The following is a 15,314-nucleotide window of genomic DNA, read 5'->3' on the forward strand; positions in this document are numbered from 1 at the left end:
CTGGCTACAGAAGGTCTTCTGCAATCTCCACCTCGAAACGCATCTGATCATAGGCCGGTTCGATATGGTCGGGCGTTTCCCGCATCACCGTGTCATAGTCCAGCGGCGTGTGCATGTGAGTCAATATGGCATGTTTTGCGCCGAATTTCTCGATCCAGCCGAGAGATTGTTCAAGCGAGAGATGGCTGGGATGATATTTATACTGCAAGGTATCGATGATGATCGTGTCGAGATTTTGCAATTTTTTTATGGATTCTGAGGGGAAATCGCTGACATCGGTGCAATATGCGACGTCGCCGATGCGGAAGCCGAGGGACACGATGTCCCCATGCTGCTGCAAATGCGGCTTGATCCGAAGCGGGCCTCCTGCCCCATCGATAACGATGTCACGATCTAGATCGTCTACGACATGCGCTTCGACAATGGGCGGGTAATTGCTGCCCGGCGGCGTCTTGAGACAATAGGGAAAGCCTTCATGGATACGGCGCATCGTATCCGGCTCCGCATAGATCGGAATACGCTTCCTCGACGTGATGAAATAGCCGCGAAGGTCATCGATGCCATGCAGATGGTCGGCATGGTGGTGGGTGTAAAGCACCGCATCGATGTTCTGGACGTTGGCCGCAATCATCTGTTCGCGAAAATCCGGGCCGGTGTCGAATACGACGGTCGTCACGCCGCCATCCGGTCCAATCTGCTCTGCCATAAAGGCGGTGCGGGTGCGTCTGTTTTTCGGGTTGGCCGGGTCGCAGGCGCCCCAATCTCCGTTGATGCGAGGCACACCGGGAGAGGAGGCGCATCCGAGGATCGTGAAACGACGCCGGTAAGTTTTCAAGGCTCAGACTTTCGTCATTTTCGAAAAGCAGCGGAAAGCATTTTCCGTAGTGATTTCCGCCATCCGCTCGTAGGGCAAACCGTGGACTTCGGCCAGAACCTCTGCCGTGTTGACGACATAGGACGGCTCGTTGCGCTTCCCGCGCCAGCGCTTGGGCGCGAGATAAGGCGCGTCGGTTTCCACCAGAAGCCTGTCCAATGGCACGGTCGCGGCGATATCGCGGATATCCTGCGACTTGGGAAAGGTCAGGATACCGGAAAAGGAGACGTAGCCGCCGAGTTCGACGCCCGCCTTCGCCAGTTCGGGCCCGGCGGAAAAGCAGTGCAGAATGAAGGGAAATGCGCCCTTCCCGCTTTCTTCGCGCAGTATCGCAATCATGTCGTCATCAGCGCTGCGGCTGTGGATGACGAGCGGTAGCTGGGTGATGCGCGCCGCTTCGATGTGACGTCGCAGGCCGGTTTTCTGGTCTTCCGGCTTCTGCGTATCGTAGAAATAATCCAGACCCGCCTCACCTATCGCCACGATTTTCTCATGGCTGTCTGCCAGCCGCACGAGTTCGTCCGTGGTAATATCCAGCTCTTCATCCGCATTGTTCGGGTGCGTGCCGACGGAGCAGAAAACGGAGGGATATTGCTCCGCAATTTTCAACAACTCGGGCAGACGGCGAACGCGGGTGGAGATCGTCACCATTTGGGCCACGCCGGAGGCGTGAGCGCGGGCGATGATATCGTCGCGCTCCGCATCGAAATCGGCAAAATCCAGATGGCAATGGGTATCGATCAGCATGCTATTTCAAGCCTCTGGCGCCACGTAGCGCGGGAAGACCGGCTTCGGTGCTTCAAGTGGTGTGCCGGGAACCAGACGGCCAGCCTCGCCAAGTGCCGTGAAATCGCGCTTGTCGGCAGGTGCGGCCACGAGATCGAGCAGCTTTTCGCAGGATTGAGGCATGAAGGGCTGAAGCAGAATGCCGATCTGGCGCACGACTTCCGCCGTCACGTAGAGCACGGTGCCCATGCGTTCCGGATCGGTCTTCTTCAGCGCCCAAGGCTCCTGACCGGCGAAATAGCGGTCGGTCTCAGAGACCACGGCAATTATCGCAGCCAGTGCCTTGTGGATCATCTGCTTGCCCATCTCCTCGCGGCAGATGGCAATGAGATCGTCAGCGGCGGAAAGCATCGCCTTGTCTTCATCCGTGAAGGCGCCGGGCGTCGGAATTTGGCCATCGCAATTCTTGACGATCATCGAGAGCGAGCGGCTGGCAAGGTTGCCGATGCCGTTGGCAAGATCGGCATTGATGCGAACGCCGATACCTTCTTCGCTGTAGCTGCCATCCTGACCGAAGGAGACTTCACGCAGGAAGAAATAGCGAACCTGATCGAGACCGAAATGGTTCACCAGATTGACCGGATCGACCACATTGCCGAGCGACTTCGACATCTTCTCGCCCTTGTTGAGCAGGAAGCCGTGGGCATAAACGCGCTTGGGCAGCGGCAAACCGGCGCTCATCAGGAAGGCAGGCCAGTAAACGGCGTGGAAGCGAATGATGTCCTTACCGATAATGTGGACGTCGGCAGGCCAATATTTCGCGCGCTCACCGTTTTTGTCTTCGATATAGCCCGTCGCGGTGATGTAGTTGGTCAGCGCATCCACCCAAACATACATGACGTGCTTGGGATCGTTCGGAACCTTGATGCCCCAATCGAAAGTAGTGCGTGAAACCGAAAGGTCCTTCAGGCCAGACTTTACGAAGGAGATGATTTCATTGCGGCGTTCCGCCGGGCCGATGAAATCCGGGTTTTCTTCATAGAGCTTCAGCAGCTTGTCCTGATATTCGGAGAGCTTGAAGAAGTAGCTTTCTTCCTCCACCCACTCGACAGGCGTGCCCTGCGGTCCATAGCGAACGCCATCGGCACGCACTTCCGTCTCATCCTCGGCGTAATAAGCCTCGTCACGAACGGAATACCAGCCAGCATAGCTGTCCTTATAGATGTCGCCCGCATCCGCCATCAGGTTCCAGATATTGCGCGATGTCTCATGGTGACGCTCTTCCGTCGTGCGGATGAAATCGTCGTTAGAGGCATTGAGCAGCTTGCCCATTTCGCGGAACTGATCGGAGTTGCGCTGCGCCAGCTCTTCCGGCGAAATACCCTCGGCGCGCGCCGTCTGCTGCATCTTCTGGCCGTGTTCGTCGGTGCCTGTCAGAAAGAAGACGTCCCGTCCATCCAGACGCTGAAAGCGCGCCATGGCATCCGTCGCGATGAGTTCATAGGCATGGCCGATATGCGGCTTGCCGTTAGGATAAGAAATCGCGGTGGTGATGTAAAAAGGTGTCTTGTCTGTCATGACGCTCGATCGGCTTTACGGTCTGTTTTCAATGATAGACCGCTCTTAGCCTATTGTTCGCAATAGCGAAAGAAAAAGCGTACGTGGAGACGACTCTCGGCCCTACTGCCGAAAATCAGTACAAACGAATTTTAGGAACGAAAAAATTGAAAGCTTCATGAAAGATTGAATGCCAGTCACTATTAAGTGGCCGCTCAATCGGATGCCAGAAAAATGAGAAGGTATGACCGTAGTCATCAGTAGTGGCGTGGTCCCAAGAGTTTGGCAGCGAAGTTTTGCTGCAAGCAAAAAAATGCCAAGCAACGCGCTCAACTCCAATTGGGCACGTTCCCATAAAGACCAAACTCGAGTCGGCAACTACACCGCTTTCCTCGAAAAGCTCGCGCTTTGCCGCATCTTGCAATTTTTCATCATCTTCAACCGTCCCCTTAACAAACTGCTTGCCAGCGGACGGATGAGTAAAAGCAAGCACTTCCAAACCGTTTGACGCGGCACGGAAAACGACAGGACAAACCTTCTCCATATGCACACTTTCTACATTGACAACGAAAGAAGCGACATCAAACCGACCGCATGTCCTCCAGAATGGAAAGAACCATCTGTTTCTTGTCGAGATTATAGGCCTGCGCAATCGTTATGCGCTCGGAAAGCGAGGATGACAGGCGCGCATGGCGCTCCGCGCCGTTCAGATCGCCCGCCATTGCGGCGGCCTTTGCGCGGTGCATCAACTCTTCCGTTGCGTGCTCCATGAAGAAACCGAGGATGATATCGCCATCCTTCTGCGCCAGAACATCCGCCAGCTTGTGCATCTGCTTGCGCGCGGATGGTCCTTCGGCGTTCATCACGGCGTTGAACACGTCCACGATATCTGAGCCGCCATAATTGATGAGCTTGAGTGCCTGCGCAACGCTGCCCTTGGAAGCATCTAGCAGGGCTGCGCGCTTTTCTGCGGGCATATTGAGGCCCAGATGATCGAGCGCGCGCTCCATATCTCGCTCTACAAGAGGCTGGAGACGCAGCGGCATGCACCGGGAGCGGATGGTTGGCAGCAGTTTGCCGGGTGCGTGCGATAGCACGAGGAACATTGCGCGCTTTGGCGGCTCTTCCAGTATTTTCAGGATGGCGTTGGCGGCATTGCGGTTCAGGTCATCCGCGGGATCGATGATGACGATCCGCCAGTTGCCGGTACCGGACGTCTGCGAGAAAAAGTGCCCTGCCCGCCTCACCTCATCAACGGTGATGGCCGATTTTACGCGCCCGGTCTTTTCATCGACAGGACGTGTCAGATGCAGCAGATTGTGCGATGCGCCGGAGGTGATCTGGCGGCTGACCATTGATGCCGGATCGGGATCGGCAATCATTTCCGGCGCAAGCGTTGGGTCGGGATGAGATAGCACATGGTTGGCGTAGCGGAATGCCAGCGTTGCCTTGCCAATGCCCTCCGGCCCTTCGATCAGAATGGCGTGGTGGCCTTTGCCTGAACGATAGGATTGCGCCAGAAACTGCTCGGCTTCTTCATGACCAAACAGGCGCGTGTTTTCCTGCGGAGCAATCGCGCCGTCCAATACGCCGGGCGTCTCGCTCATTCGGCTACTTCCGAGATGTTGGCGAAGCGGGACAGCAGCGGTTCCACCAGCGAAAGAACGTCTTCCGTAACCTTTTCCTGCGGCTGATCTGCGTTGACGATGCGGCAGCGGCGTGGTTCGTTCAGCGCGATATCGAGATAGGCCTCGCGACGCTTTTCATGCGTCTCCAGCTCTTCCTTTTCGAAACGATCAGGAGTTGCACCATCATCCGCCCTTTTGCGAGCGCGTGCGAGGCCGGAAGCGGCAGCGATATCGAAGATCAAAGTCAGTTCCGGCATGGTGCCATCGATGGCGATACGCTGAAGCGTTTCGATGAAATCCGGCTCAAGATTGCCCGTCGTGCCCTGATAGACGCGCGAGGAATCCAGAAAGCGGTCGCACAGAACGACCGCGCCGTTTTCCAGCGCCGGGCGAATGACTTCCTCGACATGATCGTTGCGCGCTGCGGCAAAAAGCATAGCCTCCATGCGCACGCCAAAAGCTTCGGCAGCACCGGATAGAAGAACATGGCGAACCGCTTCGGCGCCCGGCGAACCGCCCGGCTCCCGCGTGACCACCACATCAAGACCCCGTTTCCGCAATGTTTCTGCAAGAATGCGGATCTGCGTGGATTTCCCAGCGCCCTCGCCGCCTTCGAAGCTTATGAACAATCCTTTTTCGGGCAATGTCTCTTCCTGATCCTCTAGAGCGCCGTGCGTCCTGTAGGACGCACAAAGGACGCTCTAACTCCTCAAATCTACGCATCGTGCTTTACGAAAATCGATCCCGATTTTCGCGCCGATGCGGTAGCCTGTGGCATCTTATTAGCCGATATCGTCAGCCTGCGAAACCATCATCAGAGCCAGAAAAACAGCAGCTCTTTCAAAGCTCCAGCCGCATTCTGGCTAAGCGTGCCTTCGCTGACCGCAGCAGTCGTATAAAGCGGAACCTCGCGCAGCAGCCGCTCGCCGGAAAATATTTTCAGAGTCGCGGCATTATAGCCTGCCTCCAGAGGCGCATTCAGCGGCCAGTTATAGACGATGCGGCCCGAGAGACGATCCGGGTTGTTGAGCGGCACCAGAACGCTGATCGTTTCATGCACCGCCAGATCGATGGAAGACGACGCCCCGCCATAGACGCTGATGCTGCCGACCGTTTCGTCCTTCTGGTAAAGATTGCGCTTCTGGAACGCCGTCAGCCCCCAATCGACAACGCGCTTCGCTTCATCCTGCCGGGTCTTGTCGTCTTCCATACCGGCAAGCGTCAGATAGATGCGACGACCATCGCGCTCTGCCGAGATGACGGCTGAAAATCCGTGACCTTCGGCAAAACCGAGACCCAAGCCATCGATGCCGTTACCCAGCGAAAGAAGCGAATTCTTGTTGCGCTGGAAAATGCGGTTCCACTCGAAATCCGGCTTGGTGAACAGCGGGTAGCGATCCGAATAGCTGTCATGAATGTGCTTTGCCAGCATCACCATGTCCTTCGCCGTCGTCTTGTTGGCGGCATCCGGCAGGCCGGTGGAGTTGGCGAAAGCGCTGCCCGTGAGCCCCAGTTCCTTCGCGCGGTCGTTCATCTTTTTGGCGAATGCGGCGTCCGAACCGGCCATGCCTTCCGCCGCGACGATGCAGCCGTCATTGGCGTTCTGGACGATGATGCCAGTCAAAAGATCATTGATGCTGACGGAGGATTTGAGCGCGGCGAACATGGTGGATGTTCGCGACGGCGCGCCGCCGGTTCGCCAGGCATATTCGGAAACGGGGTAGCTGGTTTCGGGCGTCACCTGCCCGTTCTTCAACGCATCCATCATCACTTCCACCGTCATCAGCTTGGCCAGCGATGCGGGCGGGAAGGACGCATTTTCATTGAGCGAGAGCAGGACCGTGCCGGTCTCGGCATCGATCATATAGGCCTGCTGTGCCTTCACGGCCAGACCTGCAGACTGGGCGTTCGCGGATGAGAAACTGCAAGCGATTGCCAGTGAGGCGAAGCCGATAAGCCGGAGATATGTCTTGATTGTCTTGCGCATCAAACGCCAGCCCGCCGCCTGTAGTTGCCCGTCTATTGCTGGCGTCAACGAGGATGAACGCCGAGACGCATCATTCGCACAGAATCGTCTCATAATGAGACAATTATGCGCGAGGCGGCATCAGAGGGCAAAGCTCAAAGAGCCCTGCCCTGCTTATTTTTCACGTAGTTGAGGATCGACTGTTCCGTCAGCTCGCTGCGATCGACGAGAACGCTGTCGAAGGCGGATGCGGCCTTGGAAACGGGCGCAGCCTCGGAGTAAGCGGACGCATAGCGCGGCGATGGACCAGGCACGCGCAGGAAGTGGCCTTCCTCCGGACGCTCGTTGATGAAGGGACCGATCTCAGGCAGCGCGATGAACTCGACACCGCCCTGCGCGGACATCTGCGCCGGAGCCGGGCCATTGACGAGCGGCATGGCCTGAAGCGCATTGTTCTTCTTCGTGCCAACCAGCGCCGTCTGCGTGGAGCCGCCATAGGCCGGGCTGGACGGGATAGGAATATTGCGGGAAGCGGAAGCCACCATCACGCCGCTTGCGATCTGGCCTTCAGGATTGATGCCCGGAATGCGAGAGCCCTTTGGAACATAGGATGCCATCAGGAACGGCATGTCGTGACCATCCAGCGGCGCGCGACCGACATATTGCACGCGGACGTTTGCCGTGCCCGTGCCCTTCATATCCAGCATGTCAGCAGTCTTGCTGGAAACGTCGATCAGGCGACCTTCATGGAAAGGCCCGCGATCATTGACGCGAACGACCACGGACGAACCGTTTTCGAGATTGGTGACGCGAGCATAGCTTGGCAGAGGGAACGTGGGGTGCGCAGCGGAAAGATGTTCCTTGTCGTAGGCTTCGCCATTGGCGGTCATGCGACCGTGAAAGGCGGAACCGTACCAGGAAGCAAGACCGGTCTTATCGTAGCCCGGATCTTCCTTCGGAACATAGCGACGGCCCTTGACCGTGTAGGAATTGCCGACGAGAAAACGACCACCACCCTTGGGGATGTTCGCGCCATCCGCAATCCGCGGGCTTGCCTTCACGCCATATTCCGACTCGGAGAAATACTCCTTGCTGCGCTTCGGCTTTGTTTTTGTTTCCGACGTCGTCGAACAGGATGCTGTAGCGGCGCAAAGTACGGCAATGCCGACCCATTTGACGCTTACGCCAAGTTTCGTAACGGTAGACTTCAAATCCTATGCCCCGTGCTGCTTTGGGCCGGATTTCCCTCGACCCCTCTCACGCCTCGATGCTCATGCCCCTAAAATCGAAGCACCTAACGAACGCTTAATCTTGCCCGCAACATGGCGAAATTGCGAACAGCACGGTGGAATTGGCTAAAATTGTAATCAACGTGGTTAATGGATTACTAATGAGGCAACGCCTGGACCAACTGGCAAATAAGGCTTTTGAGACGATTGACGGCTCTGCGCAAACGTTTATAAAGCCGCAACTACCACGGATGGGTGTCCGAGTGGTTTAAGGAACCGGTCTTGAAAACCGGCGTGCGTGAGAGCGTACCGTGGGTTCGAATCCCACCCCATCTGCCATTTTTCTGGCTCGCCAATTCGTGTCTTCGTAAACTGATTTCCGCAGCATTGACCCTTGCTAAAGCGGAAGCAGGACGATGGATTGCCACCGCCCCGCCTCCTAAAATCAGCCAGCAGCCTTCAACTGCAACTGAGACACACCCACTGCAACGTTCACGCCTGTCCCTGCCTGCGCGCTAAGCGGCTGGAGGGCGAAGTTTTTGGCGTTGCCGCCGATGAGGGCGTTTGCGCCGAGGCCGATACCGACAGAGGCTCCGGCGGAGGCGCCGACGTAGTTGCCGCTAAGGGCACCGTCACCCACGCGGGATGCGGCTGTGTTGAAGACGATCCAGCTCATATACTGCTTGCCGGTGATACCGACATCGAGACCGATCTTACCGATCTTACCCGTGTAGCGTTCGACCTGACCGGAGCGCTGGCGGAACTCACAGGTGACAGCCTTGCTGGAGCCGATCACCAGACCGATACCGCCTTCGATTTCACAGGCGAGAGTGCCGACGCGTTCTTTCTGCGCGGTTTCCATCTTCTTGTGATGGCGCTTCGTTTCTGCAGACGCCATTGGGGCGATTGCGAGAGAGGCGATGGCGGTTGCGAGGATGAACTTCTTCATATTGCACTCTTGTTGTCATTTAGGAAAAAGTTTCGCCGAGGCGCCTTGCCTCTGGCGATGGAATAGGTGGCGGGGCGGATGGAGAGATCGGCGATGATGGGACGCGACGCGAAGCATTCCGCGATAAATACGGCGCATTCAAAGGATGCGAGTGTCTCCACCTCCCCCGTCAGCATCACCCTGCCGTTTTCCATGGAAACGGTGATGCGGCTGCCTTCCAGTCCGTCCGCATAAGCAATGATTGCCTGAAGCGCGGCGCAAAGGCTGCTTTCCTGGGGATTTGCGCAAATGGTCAGCGACTCGTCGGATGGGATCATCATCTCAATCAACTCCTGGCTTAAACCCGTGGGGTTACTTGAGAGACCGGGAAAAGGCGTCGTTGGTCTGGCCGTATTTGCCTTGCAGCTGACCCGCAATCTTCTCCGCGCGGCCCTCTGCCTGCATCTGCACATTGCCCGTAATCTTGCCAGCTGCTTCCTTGATCGAGCCCTTGGCCTGACGGACTGCTCCTTCAATCCGGTTGTTATCCATATTTGAACTCCTTCCATTCATTCGGAACATGTCGCCGTGATTGGCGGCATGATGGGAAGGTAGCTCCGGGATTAGGCGTCTTGCAGAGCAGAAACTACTAATCAATCTGGTACAAACTGGCCTTTTTTCAATAAAATCAGATAGAAACCATTAGCCCTTGCGCGATTTCCGGCCACTGAAGCCACGCTCGCGTGCCCAGATCACGGCGGCGGCGCGGCGGTTTACGCCGATCTTTCCATAGAGCGAGGCAATATGATTTCTGATCGTGTGCTTAGAGAGATTGAGTGTCTCGCTCATCTCCTTGTCGCTGCTGCCGTTGCAGATCAGCGCCAGAATTTCCTCTTCGCGCTCGGTCAGATCGCTGAGCGAGGCAGTCGGTGTGGTTCCTCTGGAGGTCTGTCGTAACCCAGCAAGACGCTCTACCACGGTGCGGCTGAACCATGATGTATCGGCCATCACGGTTTCAATGGCCTCGATCAACTCGTCCTCGGAACGTCTGCGTTCGGTGACATCCTGCATGGCCCAGATGACGCATTGCTGATCGTTGATCTCAACGCGCTCTGCCGAGACCGAGCACTCCGCGTGACCGCCAGCCTTGAGGTTCATACGCAGCGATTCCTCCCGGATCGGGATGTTGCCCTTCAGGCGGCGCTCCACATCGCGGCGCGTTTCCACATCGTCCCAGAGCTTGAGTTCGGCAGCCGTCTTGCCGAGAATTTCCTGTTCTTTCCGGCCACACAGTTCCAGAAAGGCGTCGTTGACTTCGGTGAATACGAAATCCTCAAGACGCGAAATCGCGGTCGGGGCGGGCGAAAGGCGGAAGGATTTGAAGAAACGTTCCTCGCTCTGACGAAGAGCATTCTGTGCCTTTCTCCGTCCATCCAGATCGGCAAAGGTGAAGAGCATGCAGGGCTCCTCGCCCACTGCAATCGTCTCGCCTGCGACGATAACGAGCCGGTCGCCGTCGGGTATGGGGATCAGCGCCTCGCGGTGGCGGATGACCCTGCCTTCATCCAGCTTGTTCAATGCATCCTGACCGGTCTCGCAATTGGAAAAAAGCCCAAGCTCCTCGACGCTGCAGCCGATGACGTCTTCTCGCGTAAAGCCAGTCATTTCCATAAAGCCCTGATTGACGCGGATGAAGCGCTTGTCATCCAGCCGGCAAATCAGGCCCGGCGCGGGGTTGGCGTTGAACGCGCTCTCGAAGCGGGCTTCGGCCTCATAAAGCGGCGTTTCATCGCGAATGATCAGAACGGTGACATCTGGCTTTGCACCGGCATCTTCGAGCACAAGCCCGCGCACGGTGTGCACCCATGTCTGCTCGAGATCAGAGGCAGGGGAAATCTCCACCGTGACGTCATCCACCTCTTCGCCCGTCAGAATGCGCTCGAGAGGATACTGGCCCTCATCCAGCAAATGGTTGTTTCGGTAGCGCAGCGTGAAATTCTGGCGATAGGCCGCAACGTTTTCGCCAAGCTCTTCCAGTGTCTCCACCCGGTGCATATCTAGCGCGGATTTGTTGGCCCAGGAAATGCTGCCATCCTGCTCCACCAGAATGAGACCGTCGCTCAACCCCGCGATTACCTGCTGCAATACCAGTCGATTGATTTTCGGGGGCTGATCGGTTTCGTTCATGGGCGCAATCACTCTCTTTATCAATCGCTTGGCAAATTTTCGGCGGACATCGGCCATCCGAAACGCGAAACATCGCAAACATGTTGCGCCATGCAGGAAAAAAGCTCAAATGTGACTTCGAAACATATAGTTGCCCGAACGAAAGAAGACGAAGTCTCAATATGTCGCAGATCTATGTCGACGCAGATGCCTGCCCGGTGAAGCCGGAAATTTTGAAAGTCGCGGAACGGCATGGCCTTGAAGTGACCTTCGTTGCCAATTCCGGCCTGCGGCCATCGCGTGATCCGATGGTGAAGAACGTCATCGTCTCGAACGGCTTCGATGCGGCGGATGACTGGATTGCAGAACATGCGTCCGAGGGCGATATCGTCATCACGGCGGATGTTCCTCTGGCCGGGCGCTGCGTGGCAAATGGCTCCATGGTAACGGGGCCGACAGGACGCGTGTTCGACCAGACCAATATCGGCATGGCGACGGCCATGCGCGATCTCGGTGCGCACCTGCGCGAAACAGGCGAGAGCAAGGGCTATAACGCAGCCTTTTCTGCGCGTGATCGATCTCAATTTCTGGAAACGCTTGAGCGGCTTTGTCGCCGAACCAAGAAATAATCACGGATGGTGGGCGGAATGAAGACAGCGCAGCAGCAGCCGAAAATCAGCCGCTACCGGCGGCACCAACCGTTTTTAATCGCAGCAATTCTCGGCGTGGTGACAGTCATCGCGGCGCTGGTGGTCGTGCCGTCGCTTGCGGTCGAAGCGGGCGCAATCGTCTTCTTCCTCACTTATCTCTCAATATTAGGCAGCCGCCTGCCACGCCTGACGGCTGCACATCTCAAGGCCCATGCCGATAGTGACGACCTGCCCGCAATTGCCATCATCGCGATCACGTTAATGGCTGTCGGCGTTGCCGTCGTCTCGCTATTTCTGGCGCTGAACCACGCCGGAGAAACCGTGCTGTCGCTTGGGCTCGCCTTCTCTTCGGTCATTCTCGGCTGGCTGACGATCCATGCCATGGCCGCCGTTCATTATGCCCATCTTTTCTGGCGTCCTTCCTCCAATGGCGCGAAGAAGGAGCCCAAAGGCGGAATGGATTTCCCGGACACGGAAGCGCCGGGCATCTATGAATTTCTCTATTTCTCCGTCGTCATCGGCATGACGGCACAAACATCCGACGTTTCCGTTACCACCACGGCCATGCGCAAGGTTACGCTTGTGCATTCCATCGTGTCGTTCTTCTTCAAAACCGTACTCGTGGCTGCGGCGGTCAATGCCGCCGTTTCGCTGGCGGGCTGATGTTCACATACAAAAGGAAAAGCATATGAAGGTCATTTCACAAAACACGGCTTTTGGAGGCATGCAGGGCGTCTTTGCCCATGATTCAGAGGCCTGCAAATGCGAGATGACATTCGCCGTTTTCGTGCCGCCCCAGGCAATCAAGGAACCCTGCCCCGTTCTCTGGTATCTCTCGGGCCTGACCTGCACGCATGCCAACGTCATGGAAAAGGGTGAGTATCGCCGCCTTGCCGCGGAACTCGGTCTCATCATCGTCTGCCCCGATACCAGCCCACGCGGCAATGATGTGCCGGATGAGCTGACGAACTGGCAAATGGGCAAGGGCGCAGGCTTCTATCTGGATGCGACGGAAAAGCCCTGGGCCGAGCACTACCAGATGTACACCTACATTACGGAGGAGCTACCCGCCTTTATCGCGCAGCACTTCCGCGCAGACATGAGCCGTCAGGGCATCTTCGGCCATTCCATGGGTGGCCACGGCGCGATGACGATTGCGCTGAAGCACCCCGACCGTTTCAAGAGCTGCTCTGCCTTCGCCCCGATCGTGGCGCCCTCCTCCGCAGATTGGTCGCGCCCGGCGCTGGAGAAATATCTGGGCGAAGATCAATCCGCCTGGCGGCAATATGATGCCTGCGCGCTGGTGGAAGATGGCGCGCGCTTCCCGGAATTCCTGATAGATCAGGGCAAGGCAGACAATTTTCTGGAAAACGGTCTGCGCCCATGGCTGTTCGAAAATGCCATCAAGGGTACGGATATCGACCTGACCCTGCGCCTGCACGAACGCTACGACCACTCCTACTACTTCATCTCCACCTTCATGGACGATCATTTGAAGTGGCACGCCGAGCGTCTTGCATGAGATGATAAGGCTTGCGGTGAGCGCCGCAAGCCTTATCAATCAGAACAGCAACTCGCGGCTGGAGTTGATTTCAGTCAGCCCTTCGCGAGGTGCAATCAGGCTTTCCGGCACGGATTCCCGTGTCACCAGATCAGGCTTCATCGCCACATCGGCAGGCTTTAGCACGCTGAAATCAAGCTCCGTCTTCTGCGACAGCGTCGCCAGATCGACCTGATAAAGCCGGAATGGATCGAGATCGAGGCTTTCCAGATCATTGAGAAAGTCCGACTGGGACAGAATAAAGGCCGAGCACCTTTGCCGGTCATCCGAGCCACGATAGGCGATGAGCTTCCAGAAAGCGCGCGGAACCAGCACATCCCGATAGGCAAGATCGTCATCGGCGAAAATCGGGCCGCCCATCACGGATAGCTTGATATCCTGCACATCCGCCTGTTCGAAAATCAGGTTTTCAAGCTCACCCCAGAGGCCTTTGCGTGCCGACTGGTTATAGCGTTCATGCTGGGGCGCGATGTTGGTGTAGTAGAAGGAGTCGCGGTTTGCCTGACGCGCTTCCTCTACCGGGCCCCAGCAGAGATCGGCCCGCCGTGCGATATGGCCGCGATCCAGCTTGTTGGCGGCGTAGGCCTCGTTGCCCGTCTGGTATTTCGCATCGATGCGCGGATCGAGCGCGAAATTCACGCGTGGCAGTTTCACGATCCTGGCGCCATCGATGTTCCATGCGACGTAGCGCGCCATCTTGCGCGACTGGCTGAGGCAGACGGAAAAATGCGTGTAGGGAATGGTCTGCTCATCGCCGAAATTCACCGCATCGCGCTTCAGTGCAGCCGATAGCTTTGGTTCAGGCGTGGCGACGCCAAGGAAGTTTGCGTCGTACCCTTTTCGCGGCGCGTTCGTTTCCGGCAGCAATGTATCGGCAACCGAAGGCGAAGGCTCCAGCACGAAATCGAGCTTCTTCTGGATCGACGCGGGATAGCAGGCCAGCGCATGTTCATCCGTATTTGCACCCGCCTCTCCGGCAAAATGCAGCCCGGCAAAAATATCGGTCGGCTTGTCACCATCGGCAATCAGCCAGGCAGAGCCGGAATCTCCGCCTTTGCTGATTTCCTCATCCTCTGCGGGCCTGTCTGGATCAGGACCGATCTCGAAACCGCCAATGGCTTGTACGCCAGCGGAATTGCCGTAATCGATCTTCGACATGACATCCACGCGACGCACGATGCCATAGGTGACGGCGGTCGTTCGCCCGGATTTTACCACCGCATCGCCAAGCTCCACCTGCGCCATGCGCTTCGGCACGACATCGAGGCCATAGACGGAACGGTCGAAATCCCGCTGCCTGATGCGCGCCAAGGCGCAATCGCCAGCAGCACCGAGATGACTTCTGAGCAGCGTGCCCGCAGTGTTCAGCGCGACATTGTTGTCATCGAAAGGCCCGGGCTGAACGATGGTATCGCCGATGCGACCGTTATTTCCATGCAGCACATGCCAGTTGGAAAGAATGCAGGCGACGCCGGTGGTACGGTCGAACACAACGAGGCCAAGCGTGCCTGCCGTTTCTGCAATATGCGAGACGCTGACACCGGGGCGGATGGGGTCCACGCGCTTGCGCCTGTCATCCAGTTGCTCCGTTTCCACCATTTTGTAAGATGGATGGAAAGTTCGCTGAATTACATCCGTCGGAAATTCCTGACCTTCCACCTCGATCGTTTCGGGGATGCGCTTGGTCAGAAGACTTTCGATAACGGAGTCACCCTTGGCGCTGACGGTGAACTGGATGCAGATCGGGCCGTCCCCGTTCTTGTGACCGATACCGACAGAGGTAATGTTCGGGTCCGAGAGATATTCCGTTCCCTTGGCGCGAATGTGCCGCCGCAACGCCTCCATATCAGGGCCTTTCGCCGATTGGCGGGTTCCTTTCGAAGACTTGCGTGCTGCCATGATCGACCTCCGTGAAAGACAATTGAGGTGAGTATGCTACAAGTTGAGCGCCATGGCAGTCGCAATTCCCACAGGTGAATATTCCTGTCGAAAATCGGCCCCAGTGTCATAACCACGTCAAAGTCATGAG

16 protein-coding genes and 1 tRNA gene are annotated in these 15,314 nt (G+C 57.0%); 4 read left to right on the plus strand and 13 right to left on the minus strand.

Going from position 1 to position 15,314, the window contains the following annotated elements:
- Window positions 1–4 precede the first annotated feature (4 nt).
- From CFBP5473_RS08040 to CFBP5473_RS08075, 8 genes are all read right to left on the minus strand, one after another.
- Window positions 5–835, minus strand: a complete 831-nt coding sequence (locus tag CFBP5473_RS08040) for an MBL fold metallo-hydrolase (RefSeq protein WP_037170592.1) — start codon at window positions 833–835, stop codon at window positions 5–7.
- Between the two features lie 3 nt (window positions 836–838).
- Entirely contained in the window at window positions 839–1,621 is a 783-nt protein-coding gene (locus tag CFBP5473_RS08045) for a TatD family hydrolase (protein WP_027673189.1), read from the minus strand.
- A 6-nt stretch (window positions 1,622–1,627) separates the two neighbouring features.
- A complete protein-coding gene (gene metG / locus CFBP5473_RS08050) occupies window positions 1,628–3,178 on the minus strand; it encodes a methionine--tRNA ligase (RefSeq protein ID WP_027673188.1) in 1,551 nt (516 codons plus the stop codon).
- Between the two features lie 115 nt (window positions 3,179–3,293).
- Window positions 3,294–3,701: an NUDIX hydrolase gene (locus CFBP5473_RS08055; protein WP_084631357.1), complete on the minus strand. Its 408-nt coding sequence runs from the start codon at window positions 3,699–3,701 to the stop codon at window positions 3,294–3,296.
- Between the two features lie 37 nt (window positions 3,702–3,738).
- Window positions 3,739–4,764, minus strand: a complete 1,026-nt coding sequence (locus CFBP5473_RS08060; protein ID WP_027673186.1) for a DNA polymerase III subunit delta' — start codon at window positions 4,762–4,764, stop codon at window positions 3,739–3,741.
- The gene (gene tmk, locus CFBP5473_RS08065; RefSeq protein WP_027673185.1) at window positions 4,761–5,429 is read right to left on the minus strand and encodes a dTMP kinase; all 669 of its coding nucleotides are present in this window, start codon (window positions 5,427–5,429) and stop codon (window positions 4,761–4,763) included. The genes CFBP5473_RS08060 and tmk overlap by 4 nt, the downstream gene beginning before the upstream one ends.
- A gap of 170 nt (window positions 5,430–5,599) precedes the next feature.
- Window positions 5,600–6,772, minus strand: a complete 1,173-nt coding sequence (locus CFBP5473_RS08070) for a D-alanyl-D-alanine carboxypeptidase family protein (RefSeq protein ID WP_027673184.1) — start codon at window positions 6,770–6,772, stop codon at window positions 5,600–5,602.
- 134 nt (window positions 6,773–6,906) lie between these two features.
- Window positions 6,907–7,962: a septal ring lytic transglycosylase RlpA family protein gene (locus CFBP5473_RS08075; RefSeq protein ID WP_027673183.1), complete on the minus strand. Its 1,056-nt coding sequence runs from the start codon at window positions 7,960–7,962 to the stop codon at window positions 6,907–6,909.
- Between the two features lie 267 nt (window positions 7,963–8,229).
- Between CFBP5473_RS08075 and CFBP5473_RS08080 the strand changes: the two genes are divergently transcribed.
- Window positions 8,230–8,319 (plus strand) — tRNA-Ser (locus CFBP5473_RS08080).
- Window positions 8,320–8,425: 106 nt separating this feature from the next.
- Here the strand turns inward: CFBP5473_RS08080 and CFBP5473_RS08085 are convergent.
- The 4 genes from CFBP5473_RS08085 to CFBP5473_RS08100 all read right to left on the minus strand — a co-directional run bounded on the left by CFBP5473_RS08085 (window position 8,426) and on the right by CFBP5473_RS08100 (window position 11,095).
- On the minus strand, window positions 8,426–8,929 hold the full coding sequence (locus tag CFBP5473_RS08085; RefSeq protein ID WP_027673182.1) for a DUF992 domain-containing protein: 504 nt from the start codon (window positions 8,927–8,929) through the stop codon (window positions 8,426–8,428).
- Complete coding sequence (locus CFBP5473_RS08090; protein WP_051441100.1) at window positions 8,926–9,249, minus strand: BON domain-containing protein; 324 nt, start codon at window positions 9,247–9,249, stop codon at window positions 8,926–8,928. Before CFBP5473_RS08090 ends, CFBP5473_RS08085 begins: the two co-directional genes overlap by 4 nt.
- Before the next feature lie 31 nt (window positions 9,250–9,280).
- A complete protein-coding gene (locus CFBP5473_RS08095) occupies window positions 9,281–9,460 on the minus strand; it encodes a CsbD family protein (protein WP_027673180.1) in 180 nt (59 codons plus the stop codon).
- Window positions 9,461–9,610: 150 nt separating this feature from the next.
- The gene (locus CFBP5473_RS08100; RefSeq protein WP_027673179.1) at window positions 9,611–11,095 is read right to left on the minus strand and encodes a helix-turn-helix transcriptional regulator; all 1,485 of its coding nucleotides are present in this window, start codon (window positions 11,093–11,095) and stop codon (window positions 9,611–9,613) included.
- Window positions 11,096–11,256: 161 nt separating this feature from the next.
- On the opposite strand from CFBP5473_RS08100, the gene CFBP5473_RS08105 reads away from it, so the two are divergent.
- From CFBP5473_RS08105 to fghA, 3 genes are read left to right on the plus strand one after another with little or no spacing between them, the layout of a single operon-like run.
- On the plus strand, window positions 11,257–11,703 hold the full coding sequence (locus CFBP5473_RS08105; RefSeq protein WP_027673178.1) for a YaiI/YqxD family protein: 447 nt from the start codon (window positions 11,257–11,259) through the stop codon (window positions 11,701–11,703).
- Between the two features lie 18 nt (window positions 11,704–11,721).
- Window positions 11,722–12,387: a DUF1345 domain-containing protein gene (locus tag CFBP5473_RS08110; protein WP_037170624.1), complete on the plus strand. Its 666-nt coding sequence runs from the start codon at window positions 11,722–11,724 to the stop codon at window positions 12,385–12,387.
- A gap of 25 nt (window positions 12,388–12,412) precedes the next feature.
- On the plus strand, window positions 12,413–13,246 hold the full coding sequence (gene fghA / locus CFBP5473_RS08115) for an S-formylglutathione hydrolase (RefSeq protein ID WP_027673176.1): 834 nt from the start codon (window positions 12,413–12,415) through the stop codon (window positions 13,244–13,246).
- 39 nt (window positions 13,247–13,285) lie between these two features.
- Here the strand turns inward: fghA and CFBP5473_RS08120 are convergent, their stop codons facing one another.
- A complete protein-coding gene (locus CFBP5473_RS08120) occupies window positions 13,286–15,184 on the minus strand; it encodes a DNA/RNA non-specific endonuclease (RefSeq protein ID WP_027673175.1) in 1,899 nt (632 codons plus the stop codon).
- Window positions 15,185–15,314: the final 130 nt, after the last annotated feature.

It is taken from the genome of Agrobacterium larrymoorei (assembly GCF_005145045.1).
Taxonomy (GTDB): domain Bacteria; phylum Pseudomonadota; class Alphaproteobacteria; order Rhizobiales; family Rhizobiaceae; genus Agrobacterium; species Agrobacterium larrymoorei.